The organism is Gilliamella sp. CG35, assembly GCF_046635745.1.
Taxonomy (GTDB): Bacteria; Pseudomonadota; Gammaproteobacteria; order Enterobacterales; family Orbaceae; genus Gilliamella; species Gilliamella apicola_I.
The window spans coordinates 1-22,838 of sequence record NZ_JBIDFH010000015.1 but is presented as its reverse complement, the minus strand read 5'-3'; the positions used below and the strand labels follow the sequence as shown (position 1 = coordinate 22,838).

Here is a 22,838-nt window from a genome sequence, read left to right as displayed (position 1 = left end):
AGGGAGGGGCTTTTGTCATTAGAAATCTTAGCGATGATCATCATCGCCTATCTTTGTGGTTCATTGTCAGGTGCTATGATAGTTAGTCATGCTATGAAATTGCCCAACCCCTTAACGCATGGCTCTCACAATCCTGGGGCAACCAATATCCTACGAATTAATGGTAAACTACCTGCTATTGTTGTCTTAATTTTTGATATGTTCAAAGGTACGCTACCTGTGTATCTGGCGTATCGAATAGGAATATCGCCCTTCTTTTTAGGTATTATTGGCATTTCTGCTTGTCTTGGGCATATTTTCCCCTGTTTTTTTCATTTTAAAGGCGGTAAAGGGGTTGCGACAGCATTAGGGATGATGGCACCGATTGGACTTGATTTTACAGGATGTTTTATACTGACTTGGCTAATAACCTTATTGATAACGGGCTACTCATCAGTTGCAGCTATTATCGGGTTTCTTATGGCGCCATTTTATGTTTGGTTGTTTAAACCTGAGTTGACCTTACCGGTAACTATGCTTTCTTGCCTCATTATTGTTCGCCATAGTAGTAATATTATGCGTTTATTAAAAGGTGAAGAACCAAAAAGCTTAAAGCGATTAAAACTGTAATTTAATGGCATCAGTCGGATTCAGAACGGTTAACATAACAGTATTGACATGACGATAGCGATGAAAAATGAGTTGTTAACTTCACAAATTATTACTTGATGATTATCAGTTAGAAATTCGTCTAAAAAAGTATCAATTTCAATAAAATTCTCGAAAAAAGAACACGTACATTGATGATGATTGATTCTTCATCGAATTAATTGGTGTTATCACTTTCCTTTTAACTTAACTTATCCAAAAATAATCATCTTTTCAGTTTAATGGTATTGAGTATATTGCTCTTTGGATTCATCATTGACCAAAAATAACGTTGTATCACTGGCTAACACCGCGTTATGCAAACGTATTTTATCTTGTTCATTAAGCTGCTTAATACAAGCAACGACATAACTACACGTTTTATTTTGTAAGGCTTTTTCAATCGTTGATACCAGATTTTCATTTTTTATATTGGTGATATGGATTACTTTTTGCTTATCTAAACCGGCAAAGTTAACCCAAGATCGCTTTAACATCGGTCTATCGGATAACCAAAGCTGCCATTTTTTTGCTTTATTAAATGAACGTAATAACGGTCGCTGTTGTTGTAATACTTGCTGAAAAGGAGATTCAAACTCAAACGCCATAATTTGTTGTGATGATTGTTCAATAAGCATAATGACCTCTAACTGTATTAATATACAGTGTATATTAATACAGTATTTTAAGGTTGTAAATATTTTTTATGTTATGTTAGGCTAATCAATTATTAGGCTAACAAAGCGATCAAGAACGAAAATATTGATAAGTCCAAATGCCTAAAAAAGTCATCAATACCGAGCCAACAACATGGATACCTATTGTCGCTAATGCCCATGTTACTCTGCCTTCCTGCAATAAATTAACAATTTCAGCCGAAAAAGTAGAAAAAGTTGATAAACCACCACAAAAACCCGTGACGATTAATAAACGCCATTCAGGGGAAAGATTAGAATGATTAAAAAAAGCGATGGCAAAACCAATAATATAGCCAGCAATTAAATTAGATAATAGTGTTCCGATTGGAATAGTAAAGGCAACCACATTGAATTTAAGTGATAAAAACCAGCGAAGTAAACCACCCGCTACAGAACCGAATGAAATGGCTAAAATAAGTTTTAGCATCAACAATCCTTAATAAAATTTGAGAAATGATCTTTACTCAGTGAATGAGAATGTCATTATAAAATGACTTAATGAATATTGACTAGTTTTTGTATAACAAATTCTAATAACGCTGCTTAAACACTGAGTTTCAATAGGGTATCAAAAAAATAGAGTTCTTAGGGTATCTCTAATAGTACTTAACATAAGTTATTCAAATCAATCTTAACCGATTAAATTGATTTGTTAAGGAATGAATGATAAACATAGAAATTTATTATTAGATTACGATAAAATGGAGATCTCAAAAGATTCAAACGGAAATAATATGTTTACGGGTATTGTACAGGGTGTTGGTCAAATAATTGATATTAACGATCAAGATAAATTACGAACTTATAAAGTTAAACTTCCAAGTCAGCTAACGCAAAATATTGAAATTGGTGCTTCGATTGCGAATGATGGATGTTGTTTAACGGTAACAGGTTTTGCAGATGATTGGGTCTCATTTGATATCATGCAAGAAACGCTAGCTTTAACCACATTAGGCGATAAAAAACTGAATGATTACGTTAATATTGAACGCAGTGCAAAATATGGCGATGAAGTCGGTGGACATATCATGTCTGGACACATCTCTTGTACAGCAACGATTGTTGATATTCAAAAAACGGCAACCAATTGCCAGATGCAACTTACACTACCCAAACAGTTTATAAAGTATGTTTTATATAAAGGTTTTATCGGCATTGATGGGGCTAGTTTAACGGTGGGCGAAGTAGATGAAAATCGTTTTAAAATTCACCTTATTCCCGAAACATTAGCGATAACAACGTTTAAAAATAAAAAAGTTGGTGATAAAGTCAATATAGAAATTGATTCACAAACTCAAGCGATAGTTGATACGGTTGAGCGAGTATTAGCAACTAAGTTTAAATGAGGTTGAAATAGAACATTGTGATGTAAACTGCCGATTAGTCAATAAGTTAGTTATTTATTTTATTCATTTAAAATATAAGGAGTAAACATGCGTCATTCTACCAAATTGAAACCCTTGTTTTACGGAGTATTATTGTTATTCACTAGTTACAGTTATGCATCTGAAATGCAGCTATCCAGTCCTGATTTAAATAAAAATGGTTTTACAGATCAATTTATTTATAATCAATTTGGTTGTCAGGGTAAAAACCTATCGCCTAGCATTGAATGGAATAATGTACCTAAAGAAGCAAAAAGTTTGGCATTAACCATGTATGATCCAGATGCGCCAACCGGATCAGGATGGTGGCATTGGACGGTTATCAATATTCCGGTCGATGCGACAGCGTTAAAGCAATCAGCTGGTAATAATATTGATTTATTGCCTAAGGGAAGTCAGCAAGTTCGTAATGATTTTGGTACGGCTAATTATGGCGGACCTTGCCCACCAGAAAACTCTAATCACCGTTATCAATTTACACTCTATGCACTTGATATAGACAATATCAATGTTGATGATAAAACAACGCCAGCTTTAGTTGGTTTTATCATCAATTCGCATCAAATCGCTAAAGCATCCATTACCTTCAATTACGGTCGTTGATGAGAAAGTTACTCTTCAATATGAAGTCTTTTATTAGTGATTGAATATAAAAGTTTGATAATATCGAAATCAACTAATCAAACCAAAAGTATACAAAATCAACATTATTTGATTTTGTATACTTACTCAACGAAAAGTTTTATTTATCTTGCAGGAATTTAGCGATATTAGCAATATCGTTAGGCGTGGTTTGACAACAACCGCCAATTAATTTAGCACCAGATTCTATCCAGTTTGTTAACTGATTAGCAAAGGTACAATTATGTTGCGGGTTAGGGTGCCATTGTTTGATTAAAGGATCATATACTTCGCCAGAATTTGGGTAAACGATTAATGGTTTTGATGTGAGTTTGTTTAACACATTTAGTGACCTTGTCACTTTTTCTAATGCAATGCAATTGATGCCTACACTGGCAATTTGCTCAATATTATTTAAATATTCGACAACTAAAGATAACGGTGTTCCATCACTCAGATGCTGATCATCTTTCAGTGTAAATGAAAACCAGCAACTTATTTTAGGAAATTGTTTAATCACCTTTGTTAATGCTTTTATTTCTGTAAAAGAAGGCAAGGTTTCACAAGCGAGTAAATCCACATTGGCATCGATAAGTGCTTTTATGCGGACATAATGAAAGTCCATAAAGGCTTCTTCAGTCAGTTGATAGGCTCCTGTATATTCGGAACCGTCAGCTAAATAGGCGCCATAAGGCCCAACAGACCCGGCAATAAGTAAAGGTTTAGGTTGGTCTAATTCGCTTAAATACTGTTGTTTAGCTTGTTGTGCAAGTTCAACACTTTTTTGTATTAACGCAATAGAATCGTTGAGATTAATGCCTTTTTTAGCAAATCCTAAAGGTGTTGCTTGATAACTTGCTGTAATGGCACAGTCTGCGCCAGCTTTAAAATAGTCATAATGAACTTGCCGAATTAATTCAGGTTGCTCAAATAATACTTTTGCTGACCATAAACTATCATTTAAATCGCTTCCACGACGTTGTAACTCGCTGGCAAGTGCACCGTCAACAATGATAAAGTTTTTTTGGTTTAATAAATTCTTAATCGGATTATTATTAATCATTTTGAGTAACTCGAGTTTTGTACTTATGCGTCAAATGGTAAACCATAAAACAAACAATGACAAAAGGGATGCCACAATATAGCGCTATTCGTTGTTCTGGATCAAAAGCCAGTCCAATACAGGCAATCACGCACAAAATTGTGCCTAGAATCGGGACTAAAGGGTAGTAGGGCGCTTTATATTTTAAATTAATAATTTGTTCTTGAGAAAGCTTTTGCCTAAAAAAGTAATGTGATACACAAATACTTAACCAAACAGCAACCACGGCAAAACCTGAAATAGCTGTTAACGCAACAAAGACTGTATCGGGTGCAATCACACTAGAAAACAACGCCAGTAATCCCCCTAACATACTCACCGTTATAGCGGTGGTTGGAATCCCTTTAGTGGTTAATCTTGAAAAGCATTTAGGCAAAGTACCTTGATTTGATAACGACCATAACATTCGACCTGATGCATAAAGTCCTGAATTAGCCGCCGATAAAATGGCAGTTAAAATTACAAAATTAAAGATATCGGCAGCATAAGGGATACCAATATTTTCAAAAACCATCACAAAAGGACTTTTAATGACGCCTGCTTGTTCCATGGGCAATAAAGCCGCCAGTACAAAAATAGTGCCAACAAAAAAAATGATTAACCGTAAAATGGTTGTTTTTATGGCTAAAGGAATACTTTTTTCAGGCTGCTTAGTTTCACCCGCAGCAATACCAATTAGTTCTGTACCAGAAAAGGCAAAATTAACCGATACCATTGTCATGATGATAGGTGTCAATCCATGTGGAAACCAACCATTATCTGTAATATTGTGTAGAAATGGGGCTGGCATATCGTTTTTCATCGGTATAAAACCAAAAATAGCTGCGCTGCCCGCAATAATAAAAACTATAATCGTAATGACTTTAATTATTGAAAACCAAAATTCACTTTCCGCAAAAAATTGTGCAGTCACAATATTCAAAACAAATATAACTGCACAAAAAATTAAACACCAAACCCAAACAGAAATATCCGGAAACCAATACTGCATACACATACCCGCAGCGGTTAGACTTGAACCCAATGCAACTGTCCAGGTTAGCCAATATAACCAAGCAACGGTATAGCCAGTAGCGGGGCTAATGAAACGTGAAGCATACGTATGAAAAGCACCGGTTTCGGGCATAGCAACCGCAAGTTCGCCAAGGCACAACATAACTAAAAAAACGACCAAAGCACCAATTAAATAGGCAATAATCGCTCCCACGGCTCCTGCGGTTGCAATAATATAACCGGTATTAAAAAATAATCCTGTGCCAATCACGCCACCTAACGATAACATAATTAAATGCCGAGTTTGCATAGTACGTTTAAATTGATTCTCAGGTGATTTAGATAGATGATTGTTCATAACATGGTATGTCCGCTAGCGTATTAAAAAATTATTTATTGTCTCAATTCACATCAAAAATGAGTGAAAAAATCGTCTTCACTATAAAATTTACCATTCACTTCTGCTTGATGTGTATCACTTGAATAGTTGGCATCTGAATATATCCCTTCCATTCCATTTTTTTCAAAAGTGAAAAGAATTGATTCATCTAACCACGATTTTATATCATTTCCTAATACTATTTTATCAATTTGTTCTTGTGTAACAATGTTTTGTTGATAATTTTCAAATTGAGCTGCAATATAATTTATAACGTCAAATGGCATATCAAGTTTAAGTTTGAAAAGATGAATATTATCGTCACTAGATAATCCACGAAAACTCTCATTACTATCATAATCAATTAATAAATCAGCATTAATATCGCCGACATTAGTATGCCAATTAAATTTATAGGACATGCTCCTATTAAGTTTATCAGGATTAACATAATGAGGATCGCTCGATTCGAATCCATATCCAAATTCGCCTAATACAAACGACAGCATACTGATTCCATCCATATTTATAAATTCATTATTCGATGAGATTGAACCAAGGTTTTGGTTTCCATACGTTAATGAACCTATCTTAATGTCTATTGAATCATAATAATCCTCATCAGTTTGATTTATTGATTGATTTATTAATATTTGGTTTAACATAGCGGATGCGTTGTCATTGAAAAAATTCTGGGATATAACTTTATAAATGGTTAAATTGTTATGTAATATTCCATTTTTGACATCACCATTTCTGACAGCTTTTACATCCTGAAAATTTAGCTCTTTTTTAAATGTCGTAACATATTGATAATTTCTGTCAATAAGATCATAATTTTCTTCTGAATAATAAAGATTTTTCAACTCCAATACATAATTTAAAGAGCTATGACTGCTTTCGGGCTCGGTTTTGATAGAAACTTGATCAAGTTTCAAGGATAGGTTTCTGAATTCCGATGTTAATTCTAATTTGTCCCAGTGTGAATTTACGCTGACAGTTGAAAAATCTTTAGAAACATTGAAAAAGCACTCACCTTCAGTTAAGTACAAATTGTTTTCGCCAAACACATGATTGACTAGATTTATCTTAATAGGGTTATTTTTCAAATAAATACTGAACTCTTTTTGAAAACTTAAATTGGCATGACCAGTGATGAATGATTGGTTATTTGACCATTTCCAAAGCTCTGGAAATGCTTTTTCAGTCATTTGATAATCTATCATTGCGACTTGAGGTGTAAAATCACCTTTAGCGATATTGACGATAGGAAAAGGGCCGTGATAAATTGTAATATCATCACTAAAGAGGATATTTTTATCATTCTCAAGATCCGTTTGATTATCTACTGATTCGGTGATAGTCAGGTGTAATTTCGTTGAGAATAGACCTTTATCATAATGGCTTTTGGTTATATTGATCTTACTCATATCCTTGCTGCCATTAATTTTTTCACTGATTAATGACAGGGTATTATCAATTTCATTTTCAATTTTATTGCCAATGTACCAAGTTGAACCTAAATATCCTATGCTTAAGACTGCAACTATTCCTATTGTAAATTTAATTTTTTTCATTGTTTTCCCGTTATTTTTTATAATTATTAATTTGATTTTGATAAACCTAAAGCAACGCCTAGTTAGCCTATCAAGCTAATTAGGCGTAACTAAAAAGAGTCTTAAAGAGAAAGAATTAGACGATTAAAATCATTTTTATTCATTTTTTGTCCATTGATTATCACGTCAGAATCACTCTGTTTTGTTTTCAAATCCAGATAGATACCTTGCTTATCTTCATCAATAGAAATAAGAGGATGATCTTTAATCTTAGATTTCGCGATTAAATTAATCATATATAATTTTCCAGCAATCATATCATCAGTCACATCCGTTTCATTGTAATTTTCCGTTTGTGCCCACATACGTGCTAATACTTTAAATGGAATCTGAATGTTATAACTTAACATGCGATCGGGGGTAATATCATTATTATTGTCATCCGTTGATAAGTTGTTATCGACTATCGCTGATGTGTTGGCAATAATATCGCCTGCAGCATTATGCCAATTTAACAAACCATCCCATTGAATTTTTGAAAAGTCAGATGAATTTTGTTCAATAAATAAACTTTCAAACGGATTCTGTGTGTTAACCCCTTCAAAATTAAACTTAAACTCACCATGACCTAAATTTTGTTTGCCAAAATTGAACGATTCAATATTAGCCTCATAACTGCCCTCTGTGCTATTATTTGGATTAGATCGAACATCTTGCTTAAAGAATATATTATTAAAAACAAATGGCGCTTGTGGATTGAAACTTAAGACAGTTGTTTTCAATTTTTCTATGTTCATCTTGGATTGATAATTAGGTATATTAGCTCCATTGATCGGATCAAATGTTATTGTGTACTGAGCTGAACTACTTATATTATCAATATCTATTTGGACTGGAAGACTTGATCGAGCGTTTATCGTTAAAGTATCAACGTTTGAGTTTAGATCAACGATATCATCTCCTTTATTTTCTAAGTTAACCTTAAGATTGCTCAATGAGATTGAACTAACCTGATCAATTTTATATCTTAATTTATCAAGCTTTATAGACATCGATGAGGTCAATTCATTTAAATCACTGGTGATGGTGATGTTGCCTTCTGAAATATCTATTCCTTCTTTAAACTGAGGCATGTCAATAGTATTCAAGGCTTTTGTGGTAATTTTTGTGACGACATAATCACTAAATTTAATCCCCATAGTGGCGGTAATAAAAGGTTTATCTCCTGCAAGTTTCCAAAGAGTTGGATTGTCTTTTTCAGTCATTTCATATTCAATCCATGCCAATTGGGGGACAAAGTTACCTTTAATTAATGCGGCCATAGGGAATGGACCATGATGGATAGTTATATCGTCATCAAAAACGGTTTTTGGTTCATTGACAACATATTCAATACGGGGTTTTTCGGTTATAGTAAGGTGAAATTTGGATGTAAAAATATTTTTTTGATAATTGCTTGTTTTGATTGATATATCATATTGATTTTGGTAGCCATTAATCGTTTCATTAATGTTGATTAATTGACTATCCAATTCTTTCTCAATTTTATTGCCAACATACCATGAACTACCTACATATCCGATTGCTAATAGCGCTACAAAGCCGATAGCTAATTTACTTTTTTTCATTGGTTTTCTCTTTTAATTCATTGTTATTACATAAATTATGTGCTCATAATTCAGAGACGAGTAAAACTAAATTATTATCAATAAACTATCTTATTATGAATAAATAGTTTTATGCGATTCTGACCTTTCAATTCTAATGGATTTCAGAACGATAAGCGAGTTTTTAAGTGATTTTATAAAATCACAATTTATTAGAGAAAATATTGATTCTAATTTCATCGCATACTTAGCGATACAGATAAAAAAGCATAGTTAATGGTCAAAATGAGTATGACCTTACTCATTAAGAAGGATAAAGAAAATGTTTGGTAGATAGGAATCAAAACATGATAGTTATTCATCTAACAAATAACGTTTTATATTAACTCCAAATTGACCGGCAATATTAATTTAGCTCTGCTCATTGCTATGTGGGTGACATCCATACAGAGCAATGAGCTATTTATTAAACAATTTTCAAAATGTTGTGTGTTATGCTTGATGTGTGGAAAATTCAGTTAACAAGTTTCTGATATACTCAATACGCTCTATACGTTGTAAATCAGTTTTTTGTAATCTTAATCTATTATTGCCTTCTAAACGATAATTTTTAGGTTCTTTTTGAATGATTTCAATTAAATAATCAACTGAAATTTTATTATTACTACCAAATTCGATAAACCCACCTTTTTCACCAAATTCAATTTTAGTAATGCCTAATTGATTAGCATGAAAACGAATTTTAGTTGTTTCTAACAAAAAGAGAACTGCATCAGGTAATTGCCCAAAACGATCACGCATTTCAACTTGTATATCGGTCAATTCATCTAAATTATTGATACTCGCAATACGTTTATACAAAGATAAACGAGTATTAACATCCGGAATAAAATCGTCTGGAATCAATGTAGGTAAACGTAACTCAATTTCCGTTTGTTGACTGGTCAACAGTGATTCAAGCGTAGGTTCTTTTCCTTCTTTTAAGGATTTTACGGCATCTTCTAGTAGTTCAATATATAAATTAAACCCAATAGTTTCAATTTGACCACTTTGATCGCTTCCTAACAACTCGCCTGCACCTCGAATTTCCAGATCATGCGTTGCTAAAGCAAAACCTGCACCCAAATCTTCTAGGGTTGCGATAGCATCAAGACGTTTTTTGGCATCTTTACTCAATAATTTAGGATGTGGTGTTAATAAATAAGCATAAGCTTGATGATACGAACGACCAACCCGACCACGCAACTGATGCAATTGCGCTAAACCAAATTTATCGGCACGCTCAATAATAATCGTATTAGCGTTAGGAATATCGATACCGGTTTCAACGATGGTAGTACAAACCAAAATATTAAAACGTTGATGATGAAAATCATTCATCACTCGCTCTAAATCGCGTTCATGCATCTGACCATGACCAACGCCAATACGTGCTTCTGGCACTAATTCGGCTAGCTTTTCACTCACGTTATTGATATCCGAGACATCATTATGTAAATAATAAATTTGACCACCACGCAAAATTTCACGCAGGATAGCTTCTCGAATCACTAAATCATCGTATTCTCTGACAAACGTTTTCACAGCTAATCGGCGAGCAGGTGGCGTGGCAATGATAGAAAGATCACGCATACCACTCATCGCCATATTCAATGTTCGAGGAATAGGGGTAGCAGTTAGGGTCAATATATCGATATTGGCTCGCATAGCTTTGATACGTTCTTTTTGACGAACACCAAAGCGATGCTCTTCATCAACAATCAATAGACCAAGATCCTTCCATTTTACATCTTCCTGCAATAATTTATGCGTGCCAATGACAATATCGACTTTACCTTCTGCAAGTGCATCAATGACGGCTCGTTGCTGTTTTGCGGTTTTAAAACGAGACAAACTTTCAATACGTATTGGCCAATTAGCAAAACGATTACAAAAACTTTCATAATGTTGTTGAGCAAGTAAGGTGGTTGGCACCAAAACTGCGGCTTGCTTTTGATTGACGACAGCTAAAAAAGCAGCGCGAATTGCAACTTCGGTTTTGCCAAAGCCGACATCCCCACAAACCAATCGATCCATAGCATAAGGAGAACACATATCCCCGATAACGGCGCCAATGGCATTTTGTTGATCTTCCGTTTCTTGATAAGGAAAGGCTTGGCAAAATAGTTCGTATTGTTCACGATCTTGCTTAAATTCAAATCCTGGTTTACTTTCACGCTCCGCATAAATATCTAACAATTCGGCGGCAACATCACGGACTTTTTCTGCTGCTTTTTGTCTGGCTTTGCTCCAAGCATCTGTCCCTAATTTATTTAAAGGCGCATTTTCTTCATCACCGCCAGAATAACGGCTGATCAAGTTAAGCGATGAAACAGGTACATAAAGTTTGGTATCATTTGCATAAAGCAAAATAAGATATTCAGCCGTAATACCGCCTGTTTCTAACGTCGTTAACCCAGCATAACGTCCTACACCGTGCTCTAAATGCACGACAGGTTTACCAGGGGTTAATTCGGCTAAACTACGAACTAAACTATCGGTATTAATAGCTTGTCTGTTCTCATTTTTACGACGGATAACACGTCGTCCTAACAGTTCATTTTCAGTAATAAAAGCAAAGTGCTGTTGCTCATCAATGAAACCTTGTTCACCCGCACCGACCATGACACAAAAGCGGTTATCAACCGTTGCTTGCTGATCAAGCTGATTAATGCTGGTTGGATAAATACGAATTCGACCTAAAATCTCTTGTAATGCTTCTTTACGACCTTCTGATTCAACCGAAAAAATAATCTTACCATTAAAGTTTTCAGTGAATTGATTAAATTGATGATAAGGGTCTTTCAATTGAATCTGAAAACCAATATCAGGCAAACTCATAAAAGGTAAATTGATATTTTTCGATGACTCATCCACCGTGTTATTCGATACAATCATCCTTGGATAATGTTTAAAATTAGCAAAGATTTCATCCGTTTTAGACCAAATAACTGCGGGTTCAAGTAAAGGACGCATAGGATCAACTTTACGACTTTCATAACGTTGATTAATATCTTGCCAATATTTATTGGCAAACTGCTCGATATTGACCGTATTAATAATTAGCGTATTATCTAAAAAATAAGAAAAAAGTGTCGTTAGCGGCTCACTAAAAAACAAGGCTTGCCAGTATTCAATCCCTGTTGGTAAGATATTTTTACTGACTTGCTGATAAATACTTTCAGGCTCTAATCTGACTTCAAATTTTGCACGCCATTGGCTACGAAACAATTCAATAGCCGCTTTATCAAAAGGAAACTCATGAGCTGGTAATAACTCAATTTCTACAATTTCTTCAAGCGTTCGTTGTGTTTCAGCATCAAACGTTCGGATACTATCAATTTCATCATCAAAAAAATCAATACGATAAGGTTTATCGCTACCCATAGGAAAAATATCAAAAAGTGCGCCTCGTGTGGCATACTCGCCATGTTCCATGACTTGGCTAACAGCGCGATAACCGGCATTTTCTAATTGCATTCGCAAATGTTCACGGCTAATTTGTAAGCCTTTCTTCATAATGAACACATGCCCACCTAAATAACTTTTTGGGCAAACTTTTTGCATTAACGTATTGATCGGTAAAATTAACGCGCCTTTGGTTAAATGTGCAAGATGATAAAGGCAAGATAAGCGTTCAGATACAATATCTTGATGAGGTGAAAAACTATCATAAGGCAAGGTTTCCCAATCAGGAAACGAAATAGCCGGAAAATGGCTAAATTGCTTCAGCTCTTCATAAATGCGGGTTGTTTGCTGCATATCATCGGTGACAATCACCACTAAACCGTTATGCGCAGCAATTGCATCGGCACACAGTTTCGATAATGAGGATCCCACCAGTTGTCCAAACTGTTTTACTTCACCAGGTTTTTGTGGAATAAGTGTTGAAATATTGAGTTTTTTAGACATGATAAATTTAATTGATATTGGTGCAAAAAGTATTAATACATTATAACGTAATTACTTGGATGTTTTCTATAACTGTTTAATCCTGTATGATAAACGTCTTCTATTTAACTTGCAAAACTTTGTCAAAAAGTTTCGGAAATGATAAACATTTATGTCAAAAATATTTCGTCCATTAGTGCTTTATATTGGGTTACGTTATGTATACGGTCAAAAGACTGATGGCTTTGGTCGCTTTGTTTCATGGTTATCGATGATAGGGATCATGCTTGGATCATTGGGATTAATTCTGGTGTTATCGGTCATGAATGGACTAGAAGATCAGATGCAAAATAGTGTGTTAAAGTTCTTACCGCAAGCACAAATCACCACACCACAAGGCAAAATCGTCATAGATAACACGGCATATGAACAATTTGGACAGATTAATGGCGTAAGTCGCATTACGCCGTTAGTCACTAGCGACGTGGTATTGCAAAGTGAACAAAGTATCAATGTAAGTACCTTGATGGGCATCAATCCAGAAAATGATGATCCCATTCAAGATTATATTTATACCGGATCGATATCCGATCTACAGGCTGGGCAATATAATGTAATCTTAGGACAAACATTAGCCAATCAACTCGGCGTGACAGTAGGTAATACAATACGTTTAATGGTTACCGATGCTAGTCAGGTCACACCTGTGGGGCGTATACCATCACAACGTTTATTTACTGTTGTTGGACTATTTTCGGTTAACCATGACATTAACCAAACCTTAATTTACGTCAACCAAACCGATGCCCAAAAATTACTCCGTTACCCAGCTAATACAATTACCGGTTGGCGATTATTTTTGAAACACCCTTTACAAATTGCTGAAATTACGAATACTCCGCTACCGGAAGGACTTGAATTTAAAGATTGGCGAGCAAAACGGGGCGAATTATTTCAAGCAATAAAAATGGAAAAAAACGTCATGGGTTTACTGATTAGCCTTATCGTGATTGTTGCAGCATTTAATATTATTACGTCTTTAAGTTTATTGGTGATGGAAAAACAAGGTGAGGTTGCCATTTTAAAAACTCAAGGATTATCACGTTTTAAAATAATGCTAATTTTTATCATACAAGGCGCAAGTTCAGGGGTAATAGGTACACTACTAGGAAGCACATTAGGACTTGTACTTGCTTGTAACTTAAATAACATCATGGAAACCTTAGATTTATCGCTTGCAGGTATAGAATTACCGACATTAATCGAACCTTCACAAATTGTTTTTATTATTATCGGATTACTCATGTTATCGCTAATATCAACCTTATATCCTGCTTATCGTGCTGCAACCATTCAACCTGCCGAGGCGCTACGTTATGAATAATACTCAGCCATTACTGACTGCTAAAAATCTCTATAAAACCTATAAAGAAGGGAAAATGGTGACTGAAGTCTTAAAAAATGTTTCATTTGATCTTCATCCTCAATCATTACTCGCTATTATAGGAAGTTCAGGTTCGGGTAAAAGTACACTATTACATCTACTGGGTGGATTGGACAAACCGACATCAGGTGAAATCATATTCAAATCACAACAGCTTAATCAATTATCAGAACAAGCAAAAGCAAAATTACGCAATCAAGACATCGGTTTTGTCTACCAGTTTCATCACCTTTTACCCGATTTTACTGCACTTGAAAATATCGCTATGCCACTCTTAATTGGTGGTGTATCGCCCAATGAGGCCAAAAAACGGGCGAAAGACATGTTAGCATCAGTTAATTTAACAAACCGAGCCGAACATCGTCCATCCGAACTATCGGGCGGTGAACGTCAACGTGTGGCAATAGGACGGGCATTAATTAATAACCCGTCTTTAGTCATGGCGGATGAACCCACCGGAAACTTGGATAAAGCAACAGCGGACGCTATTTTTGATTTGCTTATCAAACTCAATAAAGAACAAGGAACGGCCTTTTTAGTTGTCACTCATGATCTAGAATTGGCTAAAAAATTGGATAAACAATTGGTTATGAGTGACGGGCAGCTTTCTGAAAGCGGACATTAAAAAAACGATTTAGTGGAAAACAAAATGAATCTATCCTTAATGACGGCAATAAAATTTCGTCAAGGTCGCCGTAAAAGTGGCATGGTATCACTTATCTCGATTATCTCAACTTTAAGCATTGCAATTGGAATTGCCGCACTCATTATTGGCTTAAGTGCCATGAATGGCTTTGAATATGAATTAAAAAACCGAGTGTTATCGGTTGTTCCGCATGGACAGATATATTCTCAATATGGCAATTTAAATGACTGGCAGCATATCCAACAAGAGTTAGAAGAAGATAAAAATATCGTTTCAGCGGCACCATTTATCAGCTTTACAGGGCTTATCGAAAATGGAAGCAAACTTGGAGCCGTTGAGGTACAAGGGGTTGATCCACAGCGCGAAAAAGCCATAAGTGCGTTGCCAAAATATGTATTGGATGATCGTTGGCAATATTTTAAAAACGATAGTCAGCAAATTATTATCGGATCGGGACTGGCAAAAAAACTGTCGGTAAAACAGGGTGCATGGATAACATTGTTAATTCCAGTATCAAGTGATAATAACCAACTCAAACCACCTAAACGTGTGCGTTTACAAGTGGTGGGAATTTTAGATTTAAGTGGTAGCTTAAGTAACAATGTTGCGTTAATCCCCTTATCAGACGCTCAAAAACTTTTAAATATTGGTGACAGTGTCACAGGAATAATGGTCAACGTTAACCAAGTTTATTTAGCTAAAAGCCTATTAGGCAGGGCGATATTAAATCTTGACGAAAACGTCACATACACCAGTTGGGAAAACTCGTACGGTTTTATGTATCGAGACATTCAAATGATACGACAAATCATGTATTTAGCAATGATTGTGGTGATTGGTGTTGCCTGTTTCAATATTGTTTCGACATTAGTGATCGCTGTAAAAGATAAACAACGAGATATTGCAATTCTTAAAACACTGGGCGCAAATAATCGCCTAATTAAACATATCTTTATTTGGTATGGGGTTATTTCAGGCTTAATAGGCAGTTTACTCGGCGTTGTTTTAGGCGTTCTATCCGCTTGGCAGCTGTCAAATATCATGAAAGTAATTGAATCGCTGATCGGGCATAAAGTATTAAATGGAAATGTCTATTTTATTGACTTTTTACCTTCAAAAATTCATGCAACTGATGTGCTAATTGTGTTTATTACTGCCATGCTATTAAGTTTAATTGCCAGTTATTATCCGGCTAAACGGGCATGTAAAATTGATCCGGCAAAAATATTAAACAGTTTTTAAAATGATAAATCAGGCGCTGATAGCACTAGTTATCAGCGCAACATAATGTGATTAGTAATGATATTTTAAATTATCCGGTAATTCATAATGCACATACCCCATATAAATACACCAGATAGTCACGATAAATAATAAACAAATAAACAGTACTGTAAATTTACTTGAATAACCAAACCATTTTATCAATAGCGACACGACCAACCCCAAACCAAAACCGGCAACAGCCCCCCCCAAATGCGCCATATTATTAATACCAGGAAGCAAGCCTAAGCCAGCGGTAAGCACTAAGCTAATGATAATAGCATTGATGGGCATTTCTTTAAGATTGGCCCGATTAACCAAACTATAAGCCAATAATGCGGTAATAATCCCTAAAATTGCACCGGATGCCCCACAACTAATCACGGTACGATCAAGATTAGCAATATCACTGACTAAATTACTGATTAATCCAGAAAGAAAATAAATACCAATAAAGGCAAATTTTGGAAGGCGTTTTTCTAAAATGATGCCCACACTCCATAAGGCGATCATATTCATTAACAAGTGTGACAGGCTGACATGCATAAATAAGCTAGTGAACATGCGCCAATATTGCCCCGAAAAAGTCAATTGCGATACATCGGCGCCCCAATCGACCAAAAACAAGTTTTTTAAAGAATCAACAAAACTACGGCTATCACAAAGACGGGATATTACAAACCAAGCAATATTAATCACAATCAGTGAACTGGTTATTTTGGCTTGGCGTCCTAAATAAATTAAATTTTGTAAAATAGTCATGTAAACTTGTATCCTTATAAATAAAGTGCATAAGTTATTTGATATTGACAACGTTTAAATAAGTGATTTTCCAAAAATAATTAAATCACGCTTTACACCGTCCAGTTCGGCAATCTTTGGACATAATCCCCATTGCTGATACTGCATTTTACTAAAAAGACTCATACTGGGAATATTATGACCAAATACATAACTTAATATGCTATCGATACCGACTTTACGGGCATATTCTTCAATTTGAGCAAGCATATATTGCCCAATTTTTTTACCTCGAAACTGTTCATGAAGATATAAACTCACTTCGACCGTTTTAGAATAAGCAGGTCGCCCATAAAACGAAGATAAACTAATCCAACCACAAGGTTGATTTTGATGCTGAATTAACCAAAGAGGGCGGTTATTCTCATTATGTTGTTCAAACCAATCACGCTTACTGTCGATTGAAACAGGTGATGTATCAGCTGTGACCATACGGCTGGCAATGGTCGAATTATAAACCTCAACAATAAAAGGCAAATCACTGAGTGTGGCATGACGATACGTGATCATAAAATAGAGTCTGTCAATGGATAAGGGAAGGTATTGTAATGAGATTATTTAAATCAGACAACCAATTAATTACCGAAACCGAGTTAACCATTATCAATAAATACAGGACGAAAAATAGTCAATAAACGTAGTTGCAATCATGCTTGAAGGACAATCATTATCACCACGGTTATAAATTAACTCTATGATAAACAAATAATTATTTTGCAATGTGTGTTAGGCTCTTTTATAATGGCAAAGTGATTATCACTAAAATGAATAGGAATAGCAGAATGAATGGAGCCGTTAACCAACCTTATATCGCCTTTGATCCTGAAGAGGCAGAATTTTTGTGTGATTACGATGTCAAATTAGAGTCTAAAAAAATTATTCTTTCCAATATCCACAATATAGTTCTTCGATTTCACATTCCTAAAAAAAGAATACTAACCTTTATCGCATTAATTGCGTCTTGGGTACTGCTTACTGTGCTATACCTAAATTATAATCCGACAGATAAACTATTTTTTAATCTTCTATTAGTCATGTTGCTAGGTGCTATCATGATAGTATTTTCGATCCTTCAACATTATATTGCAGTTTCATTTGAAATCAGGCGACTAAAAAAACTTTACAACAGCTTAAAATGGCCTGTCACCAGTTATTATGCCTTTTTTGAAGAAGGAATTTTAGTCAAATCTTATGATATAGAAGGAATATTTTATTGGAATGACTTTAAAAACATCATAGCCAGTTCTAACGTTATTACTTTTCAATTTTATCCTAAAGGTACTCCAAAAGGTGACTTACTAAAAAATCACTATCCAAAATTACGCCCATTTTATTTAATTATTGATGATGACAAAAAAATCCAGTCAATTTTGGCAAAGGTCAATCATCAACATGATGATTTAGTTCAATTTAAATGATGTATTTAAGCAAGTCAAAATTTTATTATAATGAAGATCACCGTAGGATTATTGGGTTGATATTAGGGTATAAGTAAGATAATTAATTCCTCGATCTTCATCATAACCTCCATACAGTCAACACCGTTTTATAATCAACTATCACTTTTGAAAAATTATCTTTATTCAATATTTTTGAAATAATTAAAATACAACGTTAATAAAAAGCTTACTTCGATATTTGAATTTACACGTTTTGTAATTTATTGTTAATTTTACATAACTTATCAAAAATTATATTGCAAATTTTTGCAAAGTAATATAATTTTTTATAAATAAGATTATCGTAATTGATAATACAAAATAAATAAAAGTTAATTAATAGGGATAAGTATGGATATTAAGGAGTAGTTGTGGTTCGTTGTTTAGTGCTATCAGAAAACCGATTACCTATTTACAGTCATTTTTGGCATTATCATGATGATTGGTATTTCAATTCACAATCATTATCTCATCAATTTCTTGATTCTTTTCTGATTATCGATGCCCTCAATTATTCCAACTTAAGCAACCAAAATCATTATCACCTAAATAACGTTGGAAAGCTGACTAACCAGTCCGACACATCAGCAAAGGAGTAACCCATGGCGAACAAAATAACTACCCTTATCAATCAAGTCGGTGAAAGTTTACTGAATGAACTAACGGGCGAGGTCAGCCACAACCGCTACACCTTAACGGTTGATAATCTGATTTCGCCAATTTCTGTTTTACACGTACAAGGTGATGAACAGCTCAACCAGCCATGGCATTACACCATTGACTTTACCAGCCCTGATAAAGGCTTATCGCCCGATGATATACTCAACCAAAAAGCATCATTTTCCTTTAATCCTGCGGTTAAAAATGTGCTGGCAACGGCGATTCGTTCCCTAAGTGACCTGCCTGTCGAGAGTGACTTACGAAAAATATATGGCGTTATTACCCGTTTTAGTTTGTTATCGGTCAGTAAAGAGCAGGCACATTATCAGATAGTGTTATCGCCCCGTTTAGCCAGATTAGCTTTAAATCGCAATAATGCGATATACCAAAACCAAAGTGTGATTAGTGTGGTTGAAGAAGTGCTACGCAGTCATGGTTTTACCGGCATCGATTACCGTCTGGAATTAAACAGCAGCTACCCGGAACGTGAGTTTATCACTCAATGGCAGGAAAGTGACTTAAGCTTTATTCAGCGTCTGTTGGCAGATATCGGTGTCTGGTTTCGATTTGAAACGCATGCTGAGCACAATTGCGATGTGATGGTGATAAGCGATTATGAACAAGGTTATGAGCAGGTCAGCGATATTGATTACCGGTTACCCAGCGGAACGCTGGATGGTGGCGCAGAAAGTATCTGGGATATTCGGTTACGCAGTCGGGTGGTGGAGTCATCGGTTAAAGTGCAGGATTATAACTATCGGGATGCGAAAGCGAATTTACACGGTGACGTGAACAGCCAGCCCAAAGACAGCACCACCTATGGCACGGATTACCGTTATGGCGAGCACTACAAAGGGCTGAGAAGTAACGGACAAGAAGATAAGCTGAACGGTGATGTAGATGATATAGATAACGATAACGACGATAATCATTCTAACCCGAGCGACCCGAATAATGTCACGGAAAGCGGACAATGGTATGCCCGAATACGGCATGAACAGGCAATCAGTGAAAAAATCGTGATTAGTGGCAAAAGCAACCGTTATCACCTGACACCGGGGCAACGGATACAGATTAAAGGCAGTCCGTTAGTTGATATTGCTGACGGGGTGATAATATTAAGTGTGGAAGGGCAAGGTAACCGCACGGATGCTTACGAGCTACATTTTACCGCTATTCCGTATCAGGTATTAAAACCATACCGCCCCAAACCGATAGCCTGGCCGCAAATCGGGGGAACCTTACCGGCACGGGTGACCAGTCCGGACAATGACACCTACGGCTATATTGATACTCAAGGTCGGTATCGGGTGAAATTTAACTATGACCTGAAAGCGTGGAAAGCAGGCAATGAAAGTTTATGGGTAAGACTGGCAAAACCGTATGCCGGAGGCACTTATGGCTTTCATTTTCCGCTAATAGACGGCACGGAAGTCGCCATGGCATTTATGGACGGCAATCCTGACCGCCCGTATATTGCCCATGCCCTGCACGACAGTGCCCACCCTGACCATGTCACCACAATAAACAAACACCGTAATGTGATTCGCACCCCCACCAATAACAAATTGCGCATGGATGACAAACGGGGACAAGAGCATATCAAGCTGGCGACTGAATACGGTAAAACGCAACTTAATCTGGGTCACTTAGTCAACCAAAAAAAAGAATTACGGGGTGAAGGGTTTGAACTGCGCACTGATGAATGGGGGGCGATAGCGGCTGAAAAAGGCTTATACCTGACCAGCCAGACCGAGCCGAAAGCGCAGGGCAAACAACTGGATATGCAAGGCGCAATTAGCCAGATAGAAAACGCCTTATCGATTGCCAAATCACTACAAAATGCCGCCAACCAAGCCGAAGCCCACGGGGCTGACACCGACAGCCAAGACCAGCTGAAGGCAAACTTAACTGAGCTGGCGCAAAGTGGCATATTAGCTTACGCTCAGCAAGGTATTGCGTTAACCAGTCCTGAAAACATCCAGCTATCAACCGGTAACAGCGTGAGTGTCACCGCTGAAAACCAGACTGACATCACGGCATTAAAAAACATCACACTGGCATCGGGCGATGCGATAGGGTTATTTGCTCATAAATCGGGGATGAAGGTCTTTGCCAACCAAGGGGATATTGACATACAAGCCCAAAATGCCAACCTCAATATGGCGGCTAAACAAGATATCAAAATCGACAGTGTGGACGGCGAACTGACCATTACAGCAAGCGATGAGCTAACATTAATGTGTGGTGGCTCTTATATCAAAATCAGCAGTGAAAGTATAGAGCTTGGCACACCGGATAATGTGTACATGAAATGTAATGTGATGCAAAAAATGGGACCGGCAAGTATTGATAGTGACAAATTAAAATTTACATCCAGTGATATTGATGTAGCACTTATGCGTTTAATCAATAGTGATGTTATCAATTTTTCAGGATAAAGGAATCAACCATGGCATTAACCCCCCTAAAAAAATGGAAATATCCGGTCGTTACCAATGACCCAAAAAAATCAAGCGCTGCCCATTATCATCAAGCCTTAATGTTAGTGGAAGAAGGTTTCTATCCTGTGAGCGTTAATAAACAGGTACATGGCGGCATTCATTTTGATGAAAAAGCGCTTAAGAATTTAGGCATTGTATATGATAAACCTAGCAAAGTGTGCTGTATAGCTGATGGTGAAGTCATTGCTTATCGGGTAAACGACAATTATCAAAAAGTTGATTATGGTGATAAGGTTGGTTTTTTCTCAACGGGTTTTGTTTTAGTTCGTCATCTGCTTGAAATGGAACGAATTGAAGAAGCGACCCCGCCAGCGACACCAACTCCAACAACCGAAAGTCAGTCATCCCCTGAGGCAGCTACCACCAGCTCAACTGAAAATTCAACAGCGCCAGCAGCCAATGCATTACCGTCGTCAAATACACAGCCTACGACTACAACGCCGGTAAAAACATCACCAACGGGCACGAATACTAATACGCCAACTCCCCCAACGACAACCGGTGACGCATCAACAGCAAGTACACCGCCTGCTGCTGAAACGGCTAAACCTAAACAGCCCGGTCATCAGCTGTATTTTTATAGTTTATATATGCATTTGGCAGATACAAAGTACTATGAGGATAACCCCAAAGAGCCTGCGCCGGCATTTTGGGAGCAAGATATTTATCGGGTCACTGAAAAAGGTTTAGATTTTGTTGAAGGATTAAATATTCGAAAGAAGCCTGACTTAAAAAAAGGTGAGATTCTTGCAGTCTTACAAGCGGGCACCAAAGTGGAATTGAATCTTGAGTTACATACCGAAGATTATAAATGGTATGCGGTGACCTCATTAAAGGAAGGTTATTGTTCAATTCCGGTATTAACGCCTTATGAGCATGAAGGAAAGCAGATTATCGGTTGGGTTTTCAATGGAACTCAAAAGCAGCTCACGGAATCCGAATTTGATATAAAAAATAAAGATAAAGATAAAAATAAAAATTTTGCCAAATCAAAAGGACTGAGAGTCAGGGATGAAAGTAAAAAAAACATACTGTCTATGTTACCCAAGGGAACCCAAGTAAAAATAAGCGGTAAGAAAAAACCTAAAACGTTTGTTGAATTAGCCCAGATAGTCCGTGACGGGCAACCGACCATTCCTTTATCAGAAGGAAAAAAACTCGTATGGAGCGATAATCTTGAAAA

General features: G+C 36.2%; 19 protein-coding genes. 10 read left to right on the top strand and 9 right to left on the bottom strand.

Annotation, left to right across the window (positions count from 1 at the left end; genetic code table 11):
• The first annotated feature begins 12 nt into the window (after window positions 1-12).
• Entirely contained in the window at window positions 13-609 is a 597-nt protein-coding gene (gene plsY, locus ACGH4F_RS07860; protein WP_267351893.1) for a glycerol-3-phosphate 1-O-acyltransferase PlsY, read from the top strand.
• Window positions 610-866: 257 nt separating this feature from the next.
• Here the strand turns inward: plsY and ACGH4F_RS07855 are convergent, their stop codons facing one another.
• Together ACGH4F_RS07855 and crcB are read right to left on the bottom strand one after the other, a co-directional pair.
• Window positions 867-1,265, bottom strand: a complete 399-nt coding sequence (locus tag ACGH4F_RS07855; RefSeq protein WP_267351895.1) for a cell division inhibitor SulA — start codon at window positions 1,263-1,265, stop codon at window positions 867-869.
• Between the two features lie 109 nt (window positions 1,266-1,374).
• Window positions 1,375-1,752 (bottom strand): fluoride efflux transporter CrcB, encoded by a 378-nt coding sequence (gene crcB, locus ACGH4F_RS07850; RefSeq protein ID WP_267351896.1) that lies wholly within the window; start codon window positions 1,750-1,752, stop codon window positions 1,375-1,377.
• 307 nt (window positions 1,753-2,059) lie between these two features.
• Here crcB and ACGH4F_RS07845 point away from each other — a divergent pair, with 307 nt between their 5' ends.
• Window positions 2,060-2,671 (top strand): riboflavin synthase subunit alpha, encoded by a 612-nt coding sequence (locus tag ACGH4F_RS07845; protein ID WP_267351897.1) that lies wholly within the window; start codon window positions 2,060-2,062, stop codon window positions 2,669-2,671.
• A gap of 87 nt (window positions 2,672-2,758) precedes the next feature.
• Window positions 2,759-3,313, top strand: a complete 555-nt coding sequence (locus ACGH4F_RS07840) for a YbhB/YbcL family Raf kinase inhibitor-like protein (protein WP_411590744.1) — start codon at window positions 2,759-2,761, stop codon at window positions 3,311-3,313.
• Between the two features lie 139 nt (window positions 3,314-3,452).
• Here ACGH4F_RS07840 and mmuM read toward each other — a convergent pair whose 3' ends face one another.
• The 5 genes from mmuM to mfd all read right to left on the bottom strand — a co-directional run bounded on the left by mmuM (window position 3,453) and on the right by mfd (window position 12,919).
• The gene (gene mmuM, locus ACGH4F_RS07835; protein ID WP_267360037.1) at window positions 3,453-4,394 is read right to left on the bottom strand and encodes a homocysteine S-methyltransferase; all 942 of its coding nucleotides are present in this window, start codon (window positions 4,392-4,394) and stop codon (window positions 3,453-3,455) included.
• A complete protein-coding gene (gene mmuP, locus ACGH4F_RS07830; protein WP_411590743.1) occupies window positions 4,387-5,784 on the bottom strand; it encodes an S-methylmethionine permease in 1,398 nt (465 codons plus the stop codon). Before mmuP ends, mmuM begins: the two co-directional genes overlap by 8 nt.
• Before the next feature lie 53 nt (window positions 5,785-5,837).
• The gene (locus ACGH4F_RS07825; RefSeq protein WP_411590741.1) at window positions 5,838-7,382 is read right to left on the bottom strand and encodes a DUF945 family protein; all 1,545 of its coding nucleotides are present in this window, start codon (window positions 7,380-7,382) and stop codon (window positions 5,838-5,840) included.
• Window positions 7,383-7,483: 101 nt separating this feature from the next.
• Window positions 7,484-8,989, bottom strand: a complete 1,506-nt coding sequence (locus tag ACGH4F_RS07820; protein WP_411590740.1) for a DUF945 family protein — start codon at window positions 8,987-8,989, stop codon at window positions 7,484-7,486.
• A gap of 471 nt (window positions 8,990-9,460) precedes the next feature.
• The gene (gene mfd / locus ACGH4F_RS07815; protein WP_411590739.1) at window positions 9,461-12,919 is read right to left on the bottom strand and encodes a transcription-repair coupling factor; all 3,459 of its coding nucleotides are present in this window, start codon (window positions 12,917-12,919) and stop codon (window positions 9,461-9,463) included.
• 160 nt (window positions 12,920-13,079) lie between these two features.
• Here mfd and lolC point away from each other — a divergent pair, with 160 nt between their 5' ends.
• Genes lolC through lolE form a run of 3 tightly spaced genes read left to right on the top strand, consistent with a single transcriptional unit; the run spans window position 13,080 to window position 16,230 of the window.
• Window positions 13,080-14,282, top strand: a complete 1,203-nt coding sequence (gene lolC / locus ACGH4F_RS07810) for a lipoprotein-releasing ABC transporter permease subunit LolC (RefSeq protein WP_411590788.1) — start codon at window positions 13,080-13,082, stop codon at window positions 14,280-14,282.
• Window positions 14,275-14,967, top strand: a complete 693-nt coding sequence (gene lolD / locus ACGH4F_RS07805; protein ID WP_411590737.1) for a lipoprotein-releasing ABC transporter ATP-binding protein LolD — start codon at window positions 14,275-14,277, stop codon at window positions 14,965-14,967. Before lolC ends, lolD begins: the two co-directional genes overlap by 8 nt.
• 24 nt (window positions 14,968-14,991) lie before the next feature.
• Window positions 14,992-16,230 carry a lipoprotein-releasing ABC transporter permease subunit LolE gene (lolE, locus tag ACGH4F_RS07800; RefSeq protein ID WP_411590735.1) on the top strand — a complete coding sequence of 413 codons (1,239 nt, stop codon included), beginning with the start codon at window positions 14,992-14,994 and terminating at the stop codon, window positions 16,228-16,230.
• Between the two features lie 51 nt (window positions 16,231-16,281).
• Here the strand turns inward: lolE and ACGH4F_RS07795 are convergent, their stop codons facing one another.
• Window positions 16,282-17,013 (bottom strand): rhomboid family intramembrane serine protease, encoded by a 732-nt coding sequence (locus ACGH4F_RS07795; protein ID WP_267351916.1) that lies wholly within the window; start codon window positions 17,011-17,013, stop codon window positions 16,282-16,284.
• 54 nt (window positions 17,014-17,067) lie between these two features.
• Window positions 17,068-17,562: an N-acetyltransferase family protein gene (locus ACGH4F_RS07790; protein ID WP_411590733.1), complete on the bottom strand. Its 495-nt coding sequence runs from the start codon at window positions 17,560-17,562 to the stop codon at window positions 17,068-17,070.
• Between the two features lie 272 nt (window positions 17,563-17,834).
• Here ACGH4F_RS07790 and ACGH4F_RS07785 point away from each other — a divergent pair, with 272 nt between their 5' ends.
• From ACGH4F_RS07785 to ACGH4F_RS07770, 4 genes are all read left to right on the top strand, one after another.
• Window positions 17,835-18,470: a hypothetical protein gene (locus ACGH4F_RS07785; RefSeq protein WP_411590731.1), complete on the top strand. Its 636-nt coding sequence runs from the start codon at window positions 17,835-17,837 to the stop codon at window positions 18,468-18,470.
• A 392-nt stretch (window positions 18,471-18,862) separates the two neighbouring features.
• The gene (locus ACGH4F_RS07780; RefSeq protein ID WP_411590729.1) at window positions 18,863-19,090 is read left to right on the top strand and encodes a hypothetical protein; all 228 of its coding nucleotides are present in this window, start codon (window positions 18,863-18,865) and stop codon (window positions 19,088-19,090) included.
• A 3-nt stretch (window positions 19,091-19,093) separates the two neighbouring features.
• Complete coding sequence (locus tag ACGH4F_RS07775; protein ID WP_411590728.1) at window positions 19,094-21,592, top strand: type VI secretion system Vgr family protein; 2,499 nt, start codon at window positions 19,094-19,096, stop codon at window positions 21,590-21,592.
• 11 nt (window positions 21,593-21,603) lie between these two features.
• On the top strand, window positions 21,604-22,838 hold a 1,235-nt coding region (locus ACGH4F_RS07770; protein ID WP_411590727.1), incomplete at its 3' end, for an SH3 domain-containing protein.